Annotated in this window: 17 protein-coding genes; 9 read left to right on the top strand and 8 right to left on the bottom strand. The window is 54.6% G+C overall.

Annotation, left to right across the window (positions count from 1 at the left end):
- Window positions 1-46: 46 nt before the first annotated feature.
- The gene (locus tag QWJ10_RS16200) at window positions 47-211 is read right to left on the bottom strand and encodes a hypothetical protein (RefSeq protein ID WP_010798332.1); all 165 of its coding nucleotides are present in this window, start codon (window positions 209-211) and stop codon (window positions 47-49) included.
- 224 nt (window positions 212-435) lie between these two features.
- On the opposite strand from QWJ10_RS16200, the gene QWJ10_RS16195 reads away from it, so the two are divergent.
- From QWJ10_RS16195 to thpR, 7 genes are all read left to right on the top strand, one after another.
- Window positions 436-1692: a lipase family protein gene (locus QWJ10_RS16195; protein ID WP_289927991.1), complete on the top strand. Its 1257-nt coding sequence runs from the start codon at window positions 436-438 to the stop codon at window positions 1690-1692.
- Window positions 1693-1941: 249 nt separating this feature from the next.
- Window positions 1942-3093 carry an amino acid deaminase gene (locus tag QWJ10_RS16190; RefSeq protein WP_289927988.1) on the top strand — a complete coding sequence of 384 codons (1152 nt, stop codon included), beginning with the start codon at window positions 1942-1944 and terminating at the stop codon, window positions 3091-3093.
- Window positions 3094-3146: 53 nt separating this feature from the next.
- The gene (locus tag QWJ10_RS16185; protein ID WP_019364162.1) at window positions 3147-4496 is read left to right on the top strand and encodes a gluconate:H+ symporter; all 1350 of its coding nucleotides are present in this window, start codon (window positions 3147-3149) and stop codon (window positions 4494-4496) included.
- Window positions 4496-5356 (top strand): MurR/RpiR family transcriptional regulator, encoded by an 861-nt coding sequence (locus QWJ10_RS16180; RefSeq protein ID WP_289927986.1) that lies wholly within the window; start codon window positions 4496-4498, stop codon window positions 5354-5356. Before QWJ10_RS16185 ends, QWJ10_RS16180 begins: the two co-directional genes overlap by 1 nt.
- Window positions 5357-5358: 2 nt before the next feature.
- Entirely contained in the window at window positions 5359-6819 is a 1461-nt protein-coding gene (locus QWJ10_RS16175) for a D-aminoacylase (protein WP_289927984.1), read from the top strand.
- Between the two features lie 9 nt (window positions 6820-6828).
- The gene (locus tag QWJ10_RS16170) at window positions 6829-7218 is read left to right on the top strand and encodes a RidA family protein (RefSeq protein WP_289927982.1); all 390 of its coding nucleotides are present in this window, start codon (window positions 6829-6831) and stop codon (window positions 7216-7218) included.
- A gap of 57 nt (window positions 7219-7275) precedes the next feature.
- Window positions 7276-7791: an RNA 2',3'-cyclic phosphodiesterase gene (gene thpR / locus QWJ10_RS16165; protein WP_289927981.1), complete on the top strand. Its 516-nt coding sequence runs from the start codon at window positions 7276-7278 to the stop codon at window positions 7789-7791.
- 76 nt (window positions 7792-7867) lie between these two features.
- Here thpR and QWJ10_RS16160 read toward each other — a convergent pair whose 3' ends face one another.
- Window positions 7868-8476 (bottom strand): PH domain-containing protein, encoded by a 609-nt coding sequence (locus QWJ10_RS16160; protein ID WP_289927979.1) that lies wholly within the window; start codon window positions 8474-8476, stop codon window positions 7868-7870.
- A 364-nt stretch (window positions 8477-8840) separates the two neighbouring features.
- On the bottom strand, window positions 8841-9974 hold the full coding sequence (locus QWJ10_RS16155) for a tyrosine-type recombinase/integrase (protein ID WP_260466382.1): 1134 nt from the start codon (window positions 9972-9974) through the stop codon (window positions 8841-8843).
- Between the two features lie 366 nt (window positions 9975-10340).
- Here QWJ10_RS16155 and QWJ10_RS16150 point away from each other — a divergent pair, with 366 nt between their 5' ends.
- Window positions 10341-12521 (top strand): bifunctional diguanylate cyclase/phosphodiesterase, encoded by a 2181-nt coding sequence (locus QWJ10_RS16150; RefSeq protein WP_125888391.1) that lies wholly within the window; start codon window positions 10341-10343, stop codon window positions 12519-12521.
- A 47-nt stretch (window positions 12522-12568) separates the two neighbouring features.
- On the opposite strand, the gene QWJ10_RS16145 is transcribed toward QWJ10_RS16150, so the two are convergent.
- The 5 genes from QWJ10_RS16145 to QWJ10_RS16125 form a co-directional block, all read right to left on the bottom strand.
- Window positions 12569-13117: a hypothetical protein gene (locus QWJ10_RS16145; RefSeq protein WP_289927975.1), complete on the bottom strand. Its 549-nt coding sequence runs from the start codon at window positions 13115-13117 to the stop codon at window positions 12569-12571.
- A 17-nt stretch (window positions 13118-13134) separates the two neighbouring features.
- A complete protein-coding gene (locus tag QWJ10_RS16140) occupies window positions 13135-14304 on the bottom strand; it encodes a zinc-dependent alcohol dehydrogenase (protein WP_010798320.1) in 1170 nt (389 codons plus the stop codon).
- 240 nt (window positions 14305-14544) lie between these two features.
- Complete coding sequence (locus QWJ10_RS16135; RefSeq protein ID WP_289927971.1) at window positions 14545-14976, bottom strand: DUF393 domain-containing protein; 432 nt, start codon at window positions 14974-14976, stop codon at window positions 14545-14547.
- A 49-nt stretch (window positions 14977-15025) separates the two neighbouring features.
- On the bottom strand, window positions 15026-16069 hold the full coding sequence (gene mgrA / locus QWJ10_RS16130) for an L-glyceraldehyde 3-phosphate reductase (RefSeq protein ID WP_289927969.1): 1044 nt from the start codon (window positions 16067-16069) through the stop codon (window positions 15026-15028).
- Window positions 16070-16150: 81 nt separating this feature from the next.
- A complete protein-coding gene (locus QWJ10_RS16125) occupies window positions 16151-17062 on the bottom strand; it encodes a LysR substrate-binding domain-containing protein (protein WP_019364172.1) in 912 nt (303 codons plus the stop codon).
- A gap of 130 nt (window positions 17063-17192) precedes the next feature.
- On the opposite strand from QWJ10_RS16125, the gene QWJ10_RS16120 reads away from it, so the two are divergent.
- Window positions 17193-20768 carry an indolepyruvate ferredoxin oxidoreductase family protein gene (locus QWJ10_RS16120; protein WP_289927966.1) on the top strand — a complete coding sequence of 1192 codons (3576 nt, stop codon included), beginning with the start codon at window positions 17193-17195 and terminating at the stop codon, window positions 20766-20768.
- Window positions 20769-20929 lie beyond the last annotated feature (161 nt).

Here is a 20929-nt window from a genome sequence, read left to right as displayed (position 1 = left end):
TCAGGTGCAGCCGCAGCGGGAGAAGTACCGTTTAACTCAAGAGCAATCAGCCAAGATTGGCTTCCAGCTCAACGGCTTCCTCAGTCTCTTCCGAGATTTTCTGTCTGATGCCGCGCGCCAGTTCGAGAAAATCGTCACGCTGCATGTCCAGCGATGCCAGAGCACATTCCAGGTCTTGCTTAACTGTCATTTCCGCTTGATCAAGCGACATAATGCAACCTCAGTCCTTTTCCTGTTTGGATATACAGTATTCCAAGCGAAGCGGTACGACAAGCAAAAACAGGATAGACGGTCTTCGGTTTTTTAACTGTGCGAGTCTTCGCACTCCTATTTCTGGTACGGCGCAGCAGGTCAAAAGGGCGTTGATCAAACCATGAGCCGTAGTCGCTGTCTTGCATAAAAGCCGTCCCATAAAATCTGCGGAGAGACAGTACGATGTCATTCAGAGCAAGACCTGTTCATGAACGTAGAGGACTGCTCAGAGCAACTCTGCTGGTCAGTGCCCAGTTGTTACTAATGGGGATAGAGCCAGCGAGGGCCCAGGAATCTTGGGATTCGGGGGACGGTGGCGTTTCAACGTTCTATCGGTGGGATAAATCTATTCCAACCGCTGCAGGTGAGTTGCTGCGCAGTGAGCCACTTCCCCCACAAAATCGGTTGGAGGATGCAGAAGGGCAGTTTCGTATTCTTTACACGTCAGTGAGCGGTCTGGACAGCTCGCCCATTACGGTCTCTGGTCAGTTGTTCGTTCCCAAAGGGCAACCGCCTGAGGGAGGGTGGCCGTTGCTGGCGTGGGCTCATGGAACGGTAGGCGTAGCCGATGTCTGCGCGCCGTCCTGGAATGAAGCACCAACCGTTTACAAAGATTACTTGAATCGCTGGCTTAAGCAGGGTTACGCCATTGTCGCGACGGATTATGAGGGGCTTGGCACGCCCGGTTTGCATCCCTACCTGACCAAGCGCTCCGAGGCCTACGGTGTGCTCGATAGTATCCGCGCCGTTACGGATGGACGATATCCCATCGCCAACAAGGTGATCGTAGCAGGACAGTCACAAGGGGGCGGAGCGGCCTTTGCGACGGCCGGATTTGCCAAGGAGTATGCGCCGGAGCTGGATATCAAGGGCACGATAGTCACAGGTATACCGTATCTGACGGAAAGAACGATGACCGTCTCGGGGGTAGATCCTAACCAGGTGGATCCCGGCATTGCCTATATGCTTTACGTAGCGCTGGTTGCCCATCAGAGGCAGCCAGTAACCGATGCTTCGACGCTGTTTACGCCAAAAGCCATGCCGTTATTCGAAAAGGCCGCCCGCTTGTGTGTGGGCACCTTGGCACGAGAGGTCATGCAGGCTGGCCTCACTCAGGCTAATACGGTTCAACCCGAGGCGGTAAAGACGATGGCCAAGATTCTTTTGCCTCAATATCGCTTCAATACCTTGAAGCTGGACCAGCCCTTGTTTGTCGGAACCGGCGATGCGGACCGGGATGTTCGCCCAGAGGGGCAGCAGCTACTGGTTCGGGAGGCCTGCAATGCCGGTACGACAATTGAGGCTCATGTATATAAGGGCGAAAGCCACTCAGGGGCTTGGCTGGTCTCTCAAAAGGATGCATTGAGCTTTGCTCACAAAGTCATGACAGACGAGCCCATTGTCTCTACATGCCCTGCCAAAAGCACAACCTCTTCCTAAATTACGACCTGTTTTTATCCAATAACGGCATCAGGTCTTCTGCTTATGAAATTAGTTTTCATGATCAATTGATAAAACCTCGCTTCGGTGTATGTTGCTTTCAAAAAGCCAGGCAGGGGAATCGCCGTGAAGCCTCACCATGCTGCATCTGAACAAGTCAATGGACTCGGAAAGGGTCTCGGTTCGTTAGCGGGTACTGTCTCTACCCAAGAAGTTGCCGCCTCGGGGTGGGATATCTTGAAGGAGGACGTGAGTCTGCCTGTTGCGGTACTGCGGGAGCAGCGTATCGAGCATAACCTGCAGTGGATGAAGCAGTTTATGGAGCGATACGGCGTACAGCTTGCGCCGCATGGTAAAACCACCATGAGCCCGGCATTGTTCAAGCGGCAAATGGAGGCGGGGGCTTGGGGTATTACGCTCGCCACTGCACCACAGGTTCGCGTAGCGTTTACCCACGGGATACGGCGTGTGCTAATGGCCAATCAGCTGGTTGGCAAAGCCAATATGGCCCTGATTGCCGATCTGCAAGAGGCCGATCCCGGTTTCAGCTTTTGCTGTGTAGTTGATTCTCCTCAGAACATCGAAAGCCTGGGGCGTTACTTCAGCGGGAGAGGTCAGCGCCTCAGGGTTCTACTCGAATACGGCGTATCAGGTGGACGAACTGGGGTACGTAATGAGGAGCAGGAAAAGGCAGTGCGAGACGCCATTTCACACTGGCCACACGCATTGGCCCTGGTAGGGGTTGAGGTCTACGAGGGAGTCTTGAAAGAGGAGGCCGAAATCCGTGATTTTCTTAAGCAAACCGTAGCAAGGACGCGTGCCATAGCTGATGAAAGCGGGTTTGCCGAGCCTCGCATTATCCTGTCAGGCGCTGGGTCTGCCTGGTTCGATCTGGTTGCCGAGGAGTTTGCGCTACCTCAGACGGGGCTGCCTTTGGATATTGTGTTACGCCCCGGCTGCTATCTCACCCATGACGTAGGTATCTACAAAGCGGCCGAGGCACGTATTCAGGCCAATAACCCTGTTGCACAAGAGATGCAGCGTAGCCTTCTGCCCGCCCTGCAGCTGTGGGCCTATGTACAATCACGACCCGAGCCGGGTCGCGCCATCATTGCACTGGGCAAGCGTGATGCGGCGTTCGATGCCGGTTTCCCTGTTCCCACGCTGCATTTTCGGCCCGGTCATTCCGCCTCTCCAATGGAGGCGCCTGTAGCCTGGAAGATCAGCGCCATGATGGATCAGCATGCCTTTATGGACGTACCACCCGAGGCGGATCTGCAGGTAGGGGACATGCTGTGTTTCGATATTTCTCATCCATGTCTCACGTTCGATAAATGGAAGCAGCTCCTCCTGGTAGATGAGCAATACCGTGTCACCGGAGCCGTCGCTACTTATTTCTAACAATGACGTTATGCCGTCCAGCCATGGACGGATTCAGGCACGAGGAATGCTCGATGACGCCTTCTACCGGGTTCTGGCTTCTGATCTATGCCGTAGTGGCCATCATTGCGTTGATTGTCTTGATTGCGCGGTATCGGTTGAATCCCTTTATCGTGATTACCCTGGTATCGGTAGGACTGGCTCTGGTCGCCGGTATGCCAGCCAATACGATTGTTGCTTCTTATGAGGCCGGCGTCGGTAAGACGCTTGGGCATATCGCCCTGGTCGTGGCATTGGGCACCATGCTCGGCAAGATGATGGCCGAGTCAGGCGGCGCAGAGCAGGTCGCTCGTACCCTGATTGCCAGGTTCGGTGAGCGCAATGCCCATTGGGCGATGGTCTGCATTGCCTTTCTCGTGGGGCTGCCCCTGTTTTTTGAAGTGGGCTTCGTGCTGCTGGTTCCTATCGCCTTTACCGTGGCCCGCCGTGTAGGTGTCTCTATCCTGATGGTAGGCCTGCCCATGGTCGCGGGGTTGTCGGTTGTGCATGCGCTCGTTCCGCCGCATCCTGCTGCCATGCTGGCCGTGCAGTCCTATCATGCCTCGGTAGGGCAGACGCTCTTCTATGCGGTTCTCGTAGGTATTCCGACGGCTATTCTTGCTGGACCGGTCTACGCCAGGTTCATCGTTCCAAAGATTCAGTTACCTGCCGAAAATCCACTGGCCGAGCAGTTTACCGAGCGTGAGCCTCGTAAACAGCTGCCTGGTTTTGGCGTCACGATCGGTACGATTATCCTGCCCGTTGTGCTGATGTTGATGGGTGGCTGGGCCAACCTGATTTCAACGCCGGGCAGCGCCTTCAATCAGTTTCTGCAATTTATCGGCAACTCCGTGATTGCACTGCTGGTTGCCACATTGGTGAGTTTTTGGACGTTAGGGCTGGCTCAAGGCTTCAACCGCGATGCGATCCTGAAATTTACCAATGAATGCCTGGCTCCAACGGCCACGATCACATTACTGGTAGGCGCTGGTGGAGGGCTCAACCGAATCCTTATCGATGCCGGTGTAACCACTGAAATCGTTGGACTGGCCCGGGAATTCAACCTGTCACCCCTGATGATGGGGTGGCTTTTTGCTGCGCTGATGCGCATTGCCACCGGCTCGGCCACGGTCGCCATGACCACGGCTTCAGGCATCGTCGCGCCTGTTGCGCTAGGGTTAGGCTATCCACACCCTGAACTGCTGGTTCTGGCTACCGGGGCAGGGTCGGTCATCTTTTCCCATGTAAATGACGGCGGGTTCTGGTTGATCAAAGAGTATTTCAACATGACGGTAACCCAGACGTTCAAGACGTGGACCGTATTGGAAACCTTGATTTCCATCATCGCCTTTCTTCTGACATTAGCGTTGGCGGCTGTACTGTAATGGACATTCTTTATCAAATCCGTGCACGTCTCGAGCATATGAGTGCAGGCGAACAACGTATCGCTCGCCTGATCCTGGAGGACGTGCCGTTCGCAGCCAGCGCCAGCCTGGACGAGCTGGCGACACGGGCTGAGGTCAGTAGTGCGACCTTGTCCCGCTTTGCCCGCAGCGCAGGGTGCAAGGACCTTCGGGACCTGCGCTTGCAGCTGGCTCAGGCCAGCGGTGTTGGAGCGCGGTTTCTGGGCCGAACACACGCACCGGAGCATTCTGCATTCTTTGGCAATATCGTCAGTGACATTGAAACAACGCTTCGCCAGCATCTGGCCTGTTTCGATGAGCAAACCTTTGCACGGGCCGTTGCACTTGTTCACGAGGCGCGCATGGTTTACGCCTTTGGTATGGGCGGTTGCTCCACGATCTTTTCGGATGAACTGCAATACCGGCTGGTTCGGCTGGGTTACCCCATCGCGGCTTATCACGATCCGGTTCTGATGCGCCTGACGGCTGCCACGTTGGGCCAGGATCAGGTAGTGATTGCCTGCTCGATGACGGGCATAACCCCCGAACTTGTCGAGTCGCTGCAGCTGGCCAAGGGGTACGGCGCTCGCATTCTGGCCATTGCACCTGAAGCATCGCCGGTTGCCCAACTGGCTGATGTCGTACTGCCGCTGTTTCTGGCTGAAACAGACTTTATCTATAAACCTACCGCCGCCCGCTACGGAATGATGCTCGCCGTGGATATTCTGGCTACCGAGCTGGCATTGAGCGCACCTGAAGCGAATCAGGAACGCTTGCGGCGCATCAAGCTCGCCATGGACGACTACCGTGGCGGCGATGAGCGATTGCCGCTGGGAGACTAGCAATGCCAACCTACGATGCTCTTATCCGCAATGCACAGGTGATCGATGGCAGCAACTCGCCGGGTTATCAGGCGGATATCGCTATACAGAACGGCCGAATAGAACAGATAGGACGCATAAGTGGGGCAACGGCAACCCATGAGGTTGACGCCGCGGGGAGGGTGCTTGCACCGGGCTTCATTGATGTTCATACCCATGACGATACCGTGGTGATCCGTCAACTGGAGATGCTGCCCAAGCTAAGCCAGGGTGTAACGACTGTTATCGTAGGCAACTGCGGCATCAGCGCTTCTCCCGTCAGTCTACGGGGCGAGCCGCCAGACCCAATGAACCTGTTGGGGCCAGCATCTGCCTTTGCCTATCCGACGTTCGCCGATTACAAGTCAGCCGTCGAACAGGCGCGTCCAGGGGTAAACGTTGCTGCCCTCGTTGGGCATACAGCATTGCGCAGCAACCATATGGATAACCTTTATCGTACGGCAACGCCTGATGAAATTACTGCCATGCGGGCTCAGTTGCGTGAGAGTCTGGAGCAAGGTGCGCTGGGGCTTTCCACAGGGCTCGCTTATGCCTCGGCCTATGACGCAAGTACCGACGAAGTAATGGAACTGGCCTCAGAGCTGGACGCCTACGGAGCGGTATACACCACACATTTGCGTAGCGAATTCGAGCCTGTACTAGAGGCCTTGGACGAAGCGTTTCGTATCGGTCGTCATGCGAAGGCGCCCGTTATCGTCTCGCACCTCAAATGTGCCGGTGCAGGCAATTGGGGACGTAGTCCACAGCTTCTGGCGGCGCTGGAGCAAGCTGCACGGGATCATCCAGTTGGGTGTGATTGCTATCCTTATTCAGCCAGTTCCTCAACGCTGGATCTCAAGCAGGTAACAGCTGATTTTCGCATCACCATTACCTGGTCTACACCCTATCCTGACGTGAGCGGCCGCGACCTGAACGACATTGCAGAGGAGTGGGGCGTATCGCTACTGGATGCTGCCAAACGCCTGCAACCGGCCGGGGCAGTGTATTACGGAATGGATGAAAACGATGTGAGGCGCATTCTGGCTCATCCGCTATCAATGATCGGGTCGGACGGCCTACCCGAAGACCCATTCCCGCACCCTCGCTTGTGGGGTGCCTTTCCGCGAGTGCTGGGACATTACAGTCGCGACGTGGCCCTGTTTCCCCTGCATACCGCGGTATACAAGATGACCGGGCTTTCAGCGGCCCGTTTTGGGCTCTACAAGCGCGGATTAATCAAGGAAGGCTATTGGGCGGATCTGGTCTTGTTCGATCCCAAAACTGTACATGCCGCCGCCGATTTCAAAACGCCCAAGGTTGTCGCAGAGGGGATCGATGCTGTCTGGGTAAATGGAATCCTGTCGTATTCAGCTAAACAACTGACTCCCCATAGAAACGGTCGCTTCCTTTCCCGGCAAGGCGACCTGCGTACACACTTTAATTAGGAGGATGACATGTCAATCAAACGTTACGGTGTTGAGGGTGGTAGCGGGACAGGCGGGCAGCACCTGCCGTTTGCGCGCGCTGTTGAGGCTGATGGATGGCTCTACGTCTCGGGCCAGACCCCTATGGTCAACGGAGAAGTGGTCGAAGGCGGCATCGTCACTCAAACGCGCCAATGCCTGGATAACGTCATGGCCATTCTCAAGGAAGCCGGCTACGGCCCGGAACATGTGGTGCGTTGCGGTGTATGGCTGGATGATCCTCGTGACTTCATGTCTTTCAACAGGATCTTCAAGGAATATTTTGGCGAGCATCCGCCTGCACGCGCCTGTGTAGTGTCGAGCATGGTGATTGACTGCAAAGTCGAAGTGGATTGCGTTGCTTACCAAAAACCGGAATAAGGCTTCCGCTCCTGGGTCAGAGTGTTTGATCGCTCTGACTATAGGGATTCCATCATCATGCGTATGTTTTTTGCGTTGCCGTGCCCAGCCTCTGTGGTTGCACGTGTAGTCGCCTGGCGAAAGGAGCAGGGCATGGATGGGCGCCTGGTTTCTCCTGAAAATCTCCACATGACACTGGCTTTTCTAGGTGAAATTCCAGAAGAACAGATAGACGCGTTTATGGCTCTAGGCGATCACATACGCTTTGAGCCATGTACGGTCGTGCTTGATCGCGTCGAGCGTTGGCATCAGGGGCTTATCAGCATGATTGCATCCAAGACGCCAGTGCCGCTGGTTTCGCTGGTTGACGATCTAAACCTGGGACTGAAAAGTTTGGGCGTTCCGCTGGATCGCAGACCCTTTGTCCCACACCTGACGGCTGCACGTAAAAGCCGCTATCGGCCAAATGGACTCTTGTCATTGGCATGGCCAGTAGAGCGCTTTGCCTTGTTTGTATCGGAAAGCAGCCAGGGAAGCGTGCAATACAGAGCTTTAAAAGAATGGACAGTAGCTGAAGGCAGTCCGGGAGAATAGGGCGGTGATAGCTGCCGCCCATTACGCATTTTACTTTTTATGTAAACTTTATCTATTGCTGCTGCTTGGCGAATATTTAAGCCTGGACATACTTGCTGAATACAGCGCTGTAGTCATGGGTCATATAAGTCTCCAGCATCAATGTATTGAGCGTATCCAAGGTACCTGTGTATTGCTGGGTTATGTGTTCAGGCGATGCTGGGTTAGCAATCTTGTACATGGAGGCCGTCACATCCAGTACTTTTAGTGCATTGGCACGCTTGAGTTCTTCCAGGTGCTGAATCTTGCTGATCCCGATCAGAGACTTGTAGATGTCTTTGACTTGTTCAAGAAAGGTCTTTTTGATATCGATGCTGAAGGGTTTGCCGCCTATGACGAATTTCAGCTCGACATCTAGATCCACCGTGCCGGCCGTTTCAATCATGACGCTCTGAATACGCTCGCTGAGGTAATCGTAGCGTTTGATAGTGCGCTTGGAGGATACCGCAGATTCGCCGTCCACATGAATCAACGCCAGATTGGTAAAGCAATATTCATCCTTTTTCGATTTGATCAGAAAGAAAATCTTTTCACAGTCCTCGTGAAAGAGATAGTCGTCCGCATCGACCTTGTCGAAGTCTGCCGGTTTGATAATTGACCCGATGTCGCTTAGTCCCAAAGCATCTGCTGCAAATCGTTTGAACATACCAGGCTTTCCTTGAGTGACAGAATAAGGCGCAACATCGAGGCTGCACGCACGCAGAAAAAGGTTTACTGAACATGCAAAGTGAATTTCAGTTGGGCAGTTGTATCAGGCAGTGAAAAAAAGACAAGGCGTAGGAAGGTTCATTAACGAGGCAAGAAAATCTGTCTTGGCTTAACCGGATCCAGATGAAGGTTTAGGACCCAAAACCCATGAAGGGGATAGAGGCGTCAGTGCTTGCTAATATCTAATTTAACATAATATACATTATGTGAAGTTATGTATTCTGGATATGGAGCCATGGGGCAGCGCCTTGAACGCTGCGAAACCCCATATGAGCTTTTTTAGCTTTTTATGGCTCACTTCTTTATTGATCTTTCAGGCGCCGCTGTTTACCAGACGCCGCTCGCTCCTGGTTAATGGCGTTGTAGTAAATGTCTTGCGTTGTACTCGCCTTGGCGTGGCCAAGATCTTCCTGCAGGTGTTTGAGTGGTCTGCTGGGTGCATCGTAGGTTGCGCTGGTGTGGCGTAACCAATGGGCGCTGGCTGCACGCAGATTGGATACTTCGTCCTCGCTGCGACCTTCCTGTTTCATTCGTACAAGCGCCGTGTCGAAGCATTCCTGTACCAGGTTGCGAATCTGCCGATCGGTCAGGCCGCCTTGCCCGTTGTGTTTGGTCAGCAGCGGCGCAGGATCTCCGGCATATGGCAGCGGCGTCAGATTGCGGAAGGCCCGGTAGCGCTTGAGATAGACCAGCATGTCATCACTGACCGAGATACGACGCTCCTTGTTGCCCTTGCCGATTGCAACGTACCACCAAGAACCGTCAGGATCTTTCTGAAAGGCGTCCATGGTGGGAGACCAGCCGGGCCGCCCGGAAAGTTCGGAGATTCGCAGGTAGAGTGAAAACAGGGTCGCTATGATAAAGAGTGTACGCTCGTGCTTTTCAGGCTCCTCTGCAGCCATCCATTCCGCTGTTTCGATAACGAACTCCCATTGAAGGCGGTCAAGGACCTTGCCGCTGACAGCCTTGGCTTTCTTTTGAAAGAAGCGGCTCTTTTGCTTGATTGCCCGAAAGGGATTACCCACCAACACGTCCTGATCATTGAGGTAATCATAGAATGAGCTGCAGATTGCAAAGACTTGCTTGAGCGTACCCTGAGCCATTTCATAGCGTTCTGGGGTAGTGTCATCGTCGTCTCCTGTTTCGGCAGCAAGCTTGCGTGAGGCTTTATCACCCTGAATCCCAAAGGGGCGCCACAACGGATTGGGCTCCATGCTGCCATCTTTCAGAATGAAGCGGCGACGAACAGAGGTGCCCACCCAGTCCTCGTCAGGCTCCTGACTGAATGCCAGGAACGCCTCGGCATCCTGACGGCGGAGCGAAAGGATAGACCTCCCTTCCTTGATCCAGCTCCATAGAAGGAGACGCTCAACTTGGGTGCGATAGGCTTTGAATGTCGTTTCCCATCCGGCATAAGAGCGCAGAAATTCACGCACATGAAAATAATCGTCTTTAGCCGGAATACTAGGCTCAAACCTTTTCAGGTAATTCAGGATAGACGTATGTTCTGCCTCATAAGACGTAGCGTTAAGCCCAAGAAAACTGGCATAAGTATCAAATAAAGGCTGGGGTTTAGACGAGAAAAGCATCGAAATAACACTGAAAAGGCAGGTTTTTTAGTATACCAACTTCCGATTATGGACGTAATCGGAAATTAGCTTATTTATAGGATTTTATAGAAGACACAAGTACTTACGAAAGCCGTCTCGTGCCGCTTCCAACGAACCGTTAAAGAACTAAGCTGTGTGAGATTGATCTCATTTTTATAGGCAAATGCCGTTCAGCTTTAAAGGTGGCTCGCCGTGGACTGGTTAGGTATTCATTTTCTCACAGATCTTCAGCAATCCGGCCTTTCGCCTGTCGAGCATAGCCACACTTCTCTATTGGTTGTCTTTTCCTATCTGATTGCAACTGCCGCCGGTTATACCGCGCTGAGTCTTGCTGATGTTGCGGTCGCGGATGATCGCCGAACGCGCATGCTGTGGCGCTGGATCGGTGCCTTTTGTTTGGGCGGCGGTATCTGGTCGATGCACTTCCTCGCCATGATGGCGTTCGTCATGCCGATCCCGGTGTATTACGACCATCGCCTTACAGCCCTTTCGCTGGTCATCGCTATCATGGCGTCCTTGCTGGCCATGGTCATGATTGGTCGCCCTGCTCTTACCGCCAAGCAATATATCGGCGCGGCGATCAGTATTGGCTTGGGGGTTACAGCCATGCATTACATCGGTATGGCCGCCATGCAATCTGCTGCGACGGCCTACTATGATCCCTGGCTATTCGTGCTTTCTATTGTGGTATCGATGTTGGCCAGCCTCGGATCGATGATGTTGATCTTGAAGCTACGCCAGCCGGACAACCCTGCTCCGCTCAAGTTGAAACTGGCGGCGAGTCTGGCGCTGGGTGCAGGTATTATCTCTATGCATTTCAGTGGTATGGCGGCCGTTACCTTTACCCTCCCCGCCGGCTCGACGTTTGACCCTGGTGCGCACGTTGACAATCACTCACCTTACCTAGGCATAGCGACGGCCTTCATTTCGCTGATTATTATCAGCTGCAGCCTGGTTGCGGTATGGGCAGGAAAGAAGCTGGAAAGCCAGCGTCGAGATCTTGAACGGGTCAACGCCCTGCTCCACGAACTCGATAGCACACAGGCTTCACTCCATAACATCGCTCATTTCGACGCCCTTACAGGTCTGCACAATCGCTATTCCTTCAACAAGGAAATCCAGATGCGGTTGGATGAACATGCGGCCCAAGGCACTTCCATGGCACTGCTGTTTCTGGATTTGGACAATTTCAAGCGGATCAATGATTCATTAGGTCATGATGCCGGTGATGAGCTGTTGCGTGTTGTGGCTCAGCGCCTGAAAAGTGCCCTGCGTGAGCGAGACCTGATTGCACGCCTAGGCGGTGATGAATTCTGCATTCTTGCCAACGTTGAAGAGAATTATGAGGCCGAGCTGTTGGGGCGCCGCATCCTGCAAAAGATGAAAGAGCCTATTATCCTGGCCGGCCGAAAGATGGTTATAACCACGTCCATTGGGGCCAGCCTCTTCCCGCAGGATGCAACGACCGGTGAAGATCTCATGAAGCATGCCGATCTGGCCTTGTACAAATCCAAGGCTAATGGTCGCAACATGCTGTATTTCTTTCAGGAGCAGCTCAGGAGCAAAGCGTCTCTTGAGCTAAAGATGGAGGAAGAACTACGACAGGCGTTGAGTCGTAATAATCTGACCGTGTATTACCAGCCCGTCTTTGACTTGAGTAGCGGCAAGGTTTGCCACGTAGAGGCATTGGTGCGTTGGCAGCACCCGGAACAAGGTCTCCTGCTGCCCGGTAACTTTATTGATATTGCGATAGCAAACGGGTTTATTGCCGATATTGACCGTTGGGTGGTTCGCCGAGCCTGTCGTGATATCAAGAAACTGCATCGGCAAGGCTTTAAGATTGGAGTTGCGGTCAACTGCTGTGTACGCAGCCTGGAGCGTGAAACGCTCGTATCCGACGTTCAGGAAGCCTTGAGTCAGGCGCGTCTGGAGCCCCAGTTTCTCGAACTTGAAGTAACCGAAAACGCGCTAATGGCTAACATCGACCAAGTTATCGGGCAGCTAAGGCAGCTGCGTGAGCTTGGCGTGCGGTTGTCCATTGACGACTTTGGTACAGGTTACTCATCACTGGCGTATCTGAGTCAGCTTCCCTTGGATGCCATCAAGGTGGACCGCTCGTTCATTCAGGATATTCCCAACAATGCGCGGGATCTTGATCTGGCGGAAGCCATTATTGCCATGGGACATAAATTGCATTTGAAAGTCATTGCCGAAGGCGTGGAAACCCAGCAACAGATTACCTTTCTGATCGATAACCAGTGCGACCTAGCCCAGGGGTTTCTACCCAGCCGCCCTCTTCCCTTCGAAAAACTTCAGGCGTTCTTGCTTGATGAGATAGGTAACAACGCATTTTCCCAGTCTCACCTCGCCTGAAATGACAAGGCCTGCTTTCAAGCAGGCCTTGTCATTTTAGTTTCTGATTACGCGCGGCCAGTATCTGCACGTGCATAACCGTTACCGATATCGGCTCGCATATCAGCCGGTGTTTCAAAGTCACTTGCGGCACCACGCATGTCGCTTATTGACTTTGGAAAGCCGGATCGATTGCTGTAGTCACGTATAGGCATATGTCGTGGACGGTGGTGGCGCTCTGTGACGCCCCGTGTTGCCATGACATCGACCAACGCGGTAGCCAGCACGACAGCCATCGCGATTTTCACGTTTCCCCGCTTGGGATTATCGGCATTCAGACCGGTCGCCAGTGTAGCGAGATCTAGGGCATCACCCGCTACACGGCTCCAGAGCGCAGGTGTAGGGTTGTCACTCAGCGCGCCGACACCACTGACAATCTCACGCACCCCATAGGCACGAACAATATTCTCCGACCCTTCCATACCCAAGGCGCGGGTCAGTAGCCGTGGAGCAGCTAACTCCAGGAGACCAAGACCCAGGCTGTAAAAGCCGAGGCCACGGGCCAGCTTGTCTGAAGCGCCTAGTGATCGCTGGGGGGATGAAAATTTCTCAAGCATGGTCATAGCCGTCTCCCTCAAGGTTTCAGAACAACCTTGATGCAGTTGTCGAGTTTGTCCCGGAAGGTCTTATACATTTCCGGGCCCTGGTCGAGACTTACCGTATGGGTAATCACGAATGAGGGGTCGATCTGTCCGTCATCGATACGGCGCAGCAGGTCATCCGTCCAACGTTTGACGTGCGTTTGCCCGGTGCGCATGGTAAGTCCCTTATTCATGAGCGCTCCCATGGGAATCTTGTCGACCAATCCGCCGTAAACGCCCGGGATAGATAAAATGCCCGCTGGGCGACAGACATAGATCATCTCGCGTAATACATGAGGACGATCACTCTCCATCATGGTCGCCTGCTTGACCCGATCATAAACGGCATCCAGCGACCGCGTCGCATGGGACTCAAGGCCTACGGCATCAATGCATTTTTCAGGACCCTTACCGCGGGTAAGCTCGTTCAGACGTTCAACCACGCTCTCCTTGTCGAAGTTGATGGTTATCGCCCCGCCCGCTTCTGCCATGAGCAGTCGTTCAGGCACGTTATCGATCATCACGACCTGCTTGGCGCCCAGCAGTATGGCGCTGCGCACACAAAACTGACCCACCGGACCCGCCCCCCAGACCGCTACGGTATCAGTAGGCTGAATGTCACACTGCACCGCAGCTTGCCAACCCGTGGGGAAAATATCACCCAAGAACAGTACCTGTTCGTCCGTAAGCGTGCTTGGAACCTTTACATGGGTAGAATCTGCGAACGGAACACGTACGTACTCGGCCTGCCCGCCTGCGTAACCGCCGGTTAGGTGCGAGTAACCAAAAAGGCCTGCTGTGGAGTGACCAAACACTTTGTCACCCAGGTCTTTACGGCGGTTCGAGCGCTCGCAGACAGAAAAATTACCGCGTTTGCATTGCTCGCATTCGCCACAGGTAATGGTGAATGGCACGACGATGCGATCGCCTACCTTTAGCTCTTTGTTTTCCGAGCCGACCTCAACCACCTCTCCCATGAACTCATGACCCATGACATCGCCGCACTCCATGCCGGGAATGAAATGGTCATAGAGGTGAAGGTCGGAGCCACAAATGGCGCAGCTGGTTGTCTTGATAATAGCGTCGCGTGGGTGTTCGATCTTGGGGTCCGGAACGGTGTCGTAGCGGATATCGTTTTTCCCGTGCCAACAGAGTGCTTTCATGCGCGTTCTTCCAACGTTGGTTGAAAAGTCCCGTCACCAACAGCGTGAAGGTCCCTCCTGTCTGGGACATGGGCGGGCTGTATGAATAAGGCCACTCCCTTGGCAGTGATGCTATTGGGACATCAGAACGCATAGGAAAAGTTCAAAGATTGCCCGGATCCTCAAACCAAACGGTAAGGAATAAAGATGACCTGCTGGTCATTTCCTCTTAAGAAACCTTATAGAGCTACTTTCTAGCTATTAATTGCGGGTAGCGTTCGGTTTCTCAGGAAGCGTACATTGATCATCCTTGCAGCGCTTGGAGCCTTGTGGATGAGGAATCCAGGCCAGTTGCGGGCGAGCGCGCAAAAACAGGCGATAACCCAAATCAAATAACGGCCGCAGCGGCTTCCAGGCAAGAGGTGCTGCCCAACGGCCAAGCCCTGCCGCTCGCCAACTCCAATAGGTTGCATCCAGCCCCTTGACCCATTGCCCGTCGGCAAATCGGGCGTGCAACAGATCCCTGAACTGCTGTGATGACATCTCAGGTGCTGGTGCTTCGAAGGTTGGATCGGCTACGTCTATAAACAACAGGCGTGCAGGGTCAGCATGTCGACGCAGATGTCGAATCTCGCGGGCACACAGCGGACAGTCGCCATCGTAAAACAAGGTGAGCGGCCACGCGGGTTGCATATACTTCTCCAAAGGGTACGCCCTGAAGAGGTCGTACCCTTTCACTCGATCAGATAGGGCTATCGGTAGAGGGTTTTTCCCACAGATTGATTCCCCCTTCAACGGCATACTTATCGATTTCTGCCAGCTCCTCTGCGCTAAAGGACAGATTGCTCAAGGCTCCGATATTTTCCTGCAACTGTTCCGGACGACTCGCCCCAATCAGAGCCGAGGTGACACGCGAATCGCGTAGTATCCAGGCCAGGGCAAGCTGAGCCAGACTCTGACCGCGACGCTGGGCAATCTCGTTCAGTGCGCGCGCCCGTGTGATGTTGTCATCGGACAGGTGCTCCGGTCGCAAGGAGGCACCACCGGGACGGTTCACCCGTGCATCCTCCGGTACGCCATTGAGGTATTTGCCGGTCAGCAAGCCTTGGGCCAGCGGTGTAAATGCGATGACGCCTGCACCGACCTTATCAGTTGCATCCAGCAGGTCTTTTTCGATCCAGCGATTGAACAGGTTGTAGGAAGGCTGATGGATGACAAGAGGAACCTTCCACTCCTTGAGCAGCGCCGCCATCTCGCGTGTCTTGCCAGCCGAATAGGATGATATGCCAATGTATAGAGCCTTACCCTGCTGCACGGCCGTAGCCAATGCACTGGCGGTTTCCTCAAGTGGTGTGTTGGCATCGAAGCGGTGGGAGTAAAAGATGTCGACGTAATCCAGCCCCATACGCTTCAAGCTCTGATCAAGGCTTGCCAGGACGTATTTGCGTGAGCCGCCGCCCTGTCCATAAGGCCCTGGCCACATATCCCAGCCGGCTTTGCTGGAGATGATCAGCTCGTCCCGATAGAGCTTGAAGTCTTCCCGCAGGATTCGGCCGAAGTTGGTTTCGGCGCTGCCGTAGGGAGGACCATAGTTATTGGCCAGATCGAAATGGTTGATGCCAAAGTCGAACGCAGTACGCAACAGGGCCCGCTGGTTTTCAAGGGGTGTGGTGTCACCGAAGTTGTGCCACAAGCCCAAGGACAGCGCGGGCAGGACCAGACCACTCTTGCCTACCCGACGGTAAGGCATGGATTCGTATCGGTTGATGGCTGCCGTGTAGCTCAAGGCATTCTCCTCTTTTCTGTTGTGCTTATGTTTAGGTCTGCAACTGTTATACGACAACATTACTATCTAGCAAAAGTGCTTCTACATTCCGCAGGCTTGAATGAGAAATTGTCGAAAGGCTTCTGCTGCCGTTGGGAGTTCGGTATCCGGCTTCCAGATCAGCCCGAGCTCCATAGGCGGAACGGCATCATTGAGCGGGCGGACCTCGATCTTCTTACCTTCAAGCGACCAGGTGCGAAACACCATGTCCGACAGGATGGTCACGCCAAATCCATGGGCAACCAAGCCACGTACAGACTCCATGGAGGATGTTCGAAACGCGACCCTTGGTTCCAGACCGCGTGCCTGCCAGTAGCGCTGAGTCGAGGCTTCGCCCTCTTCGACCGTCCCGAGGATGTAGGCATGCTCTGCCACATCCTTGAGGGTAATGTCGGGTTTGGTCATCAGCGGGTGGTGACTGGCCAGCCAGAGCTGGCGGCGTGATCGGATCAGAACATAATGCTCGAAACGGTCAATGGCCTCGCTGTTGGATACAATGATCAGACCAAGATCCAGGCGTCCTTCCAGAACAGCCTGCTCGATGCTGGGCCGATCCATGTCGACCAGATCAATATCCACCTGTGGATAGCTGCGCTTGAAGCGAGCCAGCAGGCTGGGCAGAAAATACCCTAGCACTGCATAAGTGGCTCCTACGCGTACCACCCCTTCCTGGGTATGGCTCAAAAACAGGGGTTCTTTGAGCGCGTCATTCAATGTATCGAGAATGTGCCGGGCATGCTGCAGGAACCGGTGTCCTTCTGCTGTCAGAGCAACCCCGTAGGGCTGTCGCTCAAACAGATTGACCCCCAGATTTTCCTCCAGTTGAGCCACTGCTGAGGTAATCGCGGACTGGGAAACATGGACATCCAATGCCGCCTGGGAGAAACGGCCCGTGGTGGCAGCCGCCACAAAGTAGCGTAGTTGACGCATCGAAATATCTTTGGAGCTGGCCATCTGATTTTCGAATACCTGAGTGCGGTTTTTAGAATTTTACGTTACCTGTACCCCTTCCTACACTCAAAAGCAAATGGGGCTTCGCTCGCCCCGATCCTGATGACAAAAACAATAAATCGAGGAGTAGCGAATGAGTGCAGCCAACAAGACGTTGGATGAAAAGTACACGTTGGAAAGCGGGCGTATCCTGCTAACCGGTATCCAGGCGCTCGTTCGCCTACCCTTGATGCAACGGCAACGTGATCTTGCAGCAGGTTTGAATACTGCTGGGTTCATCTCGGGCTACCGTGGCTCGCCACTGGGCGGCCTGGACCAGGCTTTATGGAAGGCTCAGAGCCATCTCAAACAGCATCACGTTGTCTTTCAGCCCGGCCTGAACGAAGACCTGGCCGCTACGGCCGTCTGGGGATCACAGCAGGTCAACCTCTTCCAGGGTGCGCAATACGACGGCGTGTTTGGCATGTGGTATGGCAAAGGTCCAGGTGTTGATCGCTGTGGCGATGTCTTCCGCCATGCCAACGCAGCAGGCTCTTCGCGCTTTGGGGGCGTGCTGGTCATCGCTGGTGACGACCATGGCGCTCGTTCTTCTACGCTGCCCCACCAGACCGAGCACATCTTCAAAGCTGTGATGATGCCCGTGTTGTCTCCCTCCGGGGTGCAGGAATACCTCGATTTTGGTTTGCATGGCTGGGCCATGTCCCGCTATTCAGGCTGTTGGGTGGCCATGAAAGCCATTTCGGAAACCGTGGAAAGTGGCGCGGTGGTCGATGTCGACCCGCTTCGTGTACAGCCCAAGGTGCCTACCTATGAGCTCCCGGCGGATGGTCTCAACATCCGCTGGCCCGATCCGCCACTGGTGCAAGAGAAGCGCTTGCTGGAGCATAAGCTCTATGCCGCCCTCGCCTATGCGCGGGCCAACGGGCTCGACCGCATCACCCATGATTCTCCCAATGCCCGCATCGGTATCATCACGTCAGGCAAGTCGTATCTGGAAGTCTGCCAAGCCCTGAAGATTCTGGGTATCGACGAAGACATGGCCCGGCAGATCGGCTTGCGCGTATACAAGGTGGGCATGGTCTGGCCCCTGGAAGCCGAAGGCGTCCGGCATTTTGCCGACGGGCTGGAAGAAATCATCGTGGTGGAAGAAAAACGCCAGTTGATCGAATACCAGCTCAAAGAAGAGCTGTACAACTGGCGCGAGGATGTCCGCCCCCGCATCGTGGGCAAGTTTGACGACAAGGGCGAATGGTCACTGCCCCATACGGACTGGCTGCTCCCGGCCACCAGTGACTTGACCCCAGCGCAGATTGCCCGTGCGTTGGCCAAGCGCATCCTGCAACGCCAGTCCAATGGCCTGCTGCAGATGCGCCTGGCGGTGTTGGATGCTCAGTTGGCGGCTAAAGGCGGACTGGTCACCAAGATGGCGCGGATGCCCCATTACTGCCCTGGCTGTCCACACAACACTTCTACTCAGCTCCCGGAAGGCAGTCGCGCACTGGCCGGGATCGGTTGTCACTACATGGCAACCTGGATCTACCCTGAGCACACCCAGACATTCAGCCAGATGGGTGGTGAAGGTGTTGCCTGGGTAGGACAGGCACCGTTTACCCAGACAAAGCATGTATTTGCGAACCTGGGCGATGGGACTTATTTCCACTCAGGGCTTCTAGCCATTCGCGCATCGGTCGCCGCGAAAGTACCGATTACCTACAAGATTCTCTACAACGATGCCGTGGCCATGACAGGCGGCCAACCGGTGGACGGTACCTTGACCGTGCCGCAGATTTCACAACAGCTACGTGCTGAAGGTATCGAGCGCATCGTGGTCGTTACGGATGACCCGGACAAATACAAGCCAGTCAAAGGGCTTGCCGAGAATGTACCAATCAAACACCGTGACGAGCTGGACGCTGTGCAGCGTGAGCTGCGAGAGCACCCGGGCGCATCCGTCATCATCTACGACCAGACCTGTGCCGCCGAGAAGCGGCGTCGCCGCAAGCGTGGTGCCTATCCTGATCCTGCTCGTCGCGTTGTGATCAACGAGGCCGTGTGTGAAAACTGCGGTGATTGCAGCAGCAAGTCCAATTGCATGTCCGTGGCTTCGGTCGAGACTGAGTTCGGACGCAAGCGCGAGATCGACCAATCCGCTTGCAACAAGGATTTCAGTTGTCTTTCAGGTTTCTGCCCGAGCTTTGTCACGGTGGAAGGCGGAAAGCTGCGCAAGGCCAAGGCGCTGGCGGAAGACCCTTCCGATAGCTGGGATCTGCCTGAGCCTGTACTGGCCTCGGTCAGTGAGCCTTACAGCATTCTGGTAACCGGTGTGGGCGGTACAGGAGTCGTCACGATCGGTGCCCTGCTGAGCATGGCGGCTTATCTTGAAAGCAAGGGAGTGCTGACGCTGGACATGGCTGGGTTGGCGCAGAAAGGTGGCGCAGTGTGGACCCATGTCCGTATCGCCGAGCGGCAGGAGCAGCTCTTTGCACCCCACATTGCCGAAGGTGAAACCAACCTGTTGTTAGGTGGCGATCTCATCGTCAGTGCCAATGCCGAGACGCTTGATAAGCTTCGCCAGGGCGTCACCCATGCGCTCGTCAACAGCCAGGAAAGCGTAACCAGCCACTTTGTTCGCACCTTTGCCCATCAGGCAAACAGTGGCGATGTTCACACCCATCCTGATCCTCAATTCCAGTCTACGGACATGGCCGCTCAGATCGCCGAAGCCGTAGGAACGGATCGTGCCTTTTTCCTCAATGCCAGCCGTATCGCCACTGCGTTGATGGGGGATTCGATTGCAACCAACACCTTCCTGATGGGAGTGGCCTATCAGAAAGGTTGGCTGCCGGTTAGCCAGGACTCGCTATTCCAGGCGATCGAAATGAATGGCGCTGCCGTCGAGCTGAACAAAAAAGCCTTCATCTGGGGTCGTCGAACTGCCGTTGACCAAGCGCGGGTCGAGCAGAAGGTCAAGGAAGGCTCCGTTGTTACCGCATCTCACCAGTTATCCAAAACCCTTGAAGAAGTGATTCTGCGGCGTGTGGATGACCTGACGGCGTACCAGAACACCGCCTATGCCGAGCGCTACCTCGCGCGTCTTGAAAAGATCAAGGCGGCTGATACTGCCCTGATGGGACAAGCCGGAGAGTTGAGTGAGGCGGTTGCCCGTGCCTATTACAAGGTCCTGGCTATCAAGGATGAGTACGAGGTGGCGCGTCTGTACACCGATGGCGACTTCCAACGCAAGATTGCTTCGATGTTTGAAGGCGACTACACGCTCAACTTCCATTTGGCTCCGCCTATCTTCAATAAATCCAAGGCTGGTGAGGGTCCGAAGAAGCAGCAGTTCGGACCCTGGATGATGAAAGGCTTCAGCATGCTGGCGCGCCTGAAAGGTATCCGCAATACCTGGCTGGACCCCTTTGCCCGCACTGAAGACCGCAAGCGAGAGTTGAAGACGCTCAGGGAATACGAAGCCAACCTGGATGAAATCCTGCAGCGTCTGACGCCTGACAATTATTCCGTTGCAGTTGAGCTTGCCAAGTTACCGCTGGACATTCGGGGGTTCGGCCCGGTGCAGGAGCGTTATCTGGCTACTACCGAACGCAAGCGTGCCGAACTGCTGGCCCGCTTGAGGCAACAAGCCTCGTTTGTAGACGCTGCCGCTGAGGTACAGGAGACTCTGCAGCGCATTCGTACTACCCAGCTGTAAGGTGTTGAATCGAGCGGTTGCAGGAATGAGCCGCTCGTATCCCAATGCAGAAGGTAGCTTTATCAATGGCACGGCAAAATGTTAACCTAATCACAATTCGCATGGTGCGAATCAAGGATGCCCGAAAGGATTAGTGGTGTATCGTAAAGCAGTTGCGGCTA

Source organism: Pseudomonas sp. WAC2, from assembly GCF_030403525.1.
In the GTDB taxonomy this organism is placed as follows: domain Bacteria; phylum Pseudomonadota; class Gammaproteobacteria; order Pseudomonadales; family Pseudomonadaceae; genus Chryseomonas; species Chryseomonas luteola.
The sequence above is the reverse complement of the archived record's forward strand: the minus strand, read 5'-3'. Positions and strand labels throughout refer to the sequence as shown.

Bases quoted from the DNA above. Each gene is read 5' to 3' on its own strand.
- QWJ10_RS16200 (WP_010798332.1), bottom strand. From the start codon at position 211: ATGTCGCTTGATCAAGCGGAAATGACAGTTAAGCAAGACCTGGAATGT.
- QWJ10_RS16195 (WP_289927991.1), top strand. From the start codon at position 436: ATGTCATTCAGAGCAAGACCTGTTCATGAACGTAGAGGACTGCTCAGA.
- QWJ10_RS16185 (WP_019364162.1), top strand. From the start codon at position 3,147: ATGACGCCTTCTACCGGGTTCTGGCTTCTGATCTATGCCGTAGTGGCC.
- QWJ10_RS16180 (WP_289927986.1), top strand. From the start codon at position 4,496: ATGGACATTCTTTATCAAATCCGTGCACGTCTCGAGCATATGAGTGCA.
- QWJ10_RS16175 (WP_289927984.1), top strand. From the start codon at position 5,359: ATGCCAACCTACGATGCTCTTATCCGCAATGCACAGGTGATCGATGGC.
- QWJ10_RS16170 (WP_289927982.1), top strand. From the start codon at position 6,829: ATGTCAATCAAACGTTACGGTGTTGAGGGTGGTAGCGGGACAGGCGGG.
- thpR (WP_289927981.1), top strand. From the start codon at position 7,276: ATGCGTATGTTTTTTGCGTTGCCGTGCCCAGCCTCTGTGGTTGCACGT.
- QWJ10_RS16160 (WP_289927979.1), bottom strand. From the start codon at position 8,476: ATGTTCAAACGATTTGCAGCAGATGCTTTGGGACTAAGCGACATCGGG.
- QWJ10_RS16145 (WP_289927975.1), bottom strand. From the start codon at position 13,117: ATGCTTGAGAAATTTTCATCCCCCCAGCGATCACTAGGCGCTTCAGAC.
- QWJ10_RS16140 (WP_010798320.1), bottom strand. From the start codon at position 14,304: ATGAAAGCACTCTGTTGGCACGGGAAAAACGATATCCGCTACGACACC.
- QWJ10_RS16135 (WP_289927971.1), bottom strand. From the start codon at position 14,976: ATGCAACCCGCGTGGCCGCTCACCTTGTTTTACGATGGCGACTGTCCG.
- QWJ10_RS16125 (WP_019364172.1), bottom strand. From the start codon at position 17,062: ATGGCCAGCTCCAAAGATATTTCGATGCGTCAACTACGCTACTTTGTG.
- QWJ10_RS16120 (WP_289927966.1), top strand. From the start codon at position 17,193: ATGAGTGCAGCCAACAAGACGTTGGATGAAAAGTACACGTTGGAAAGC.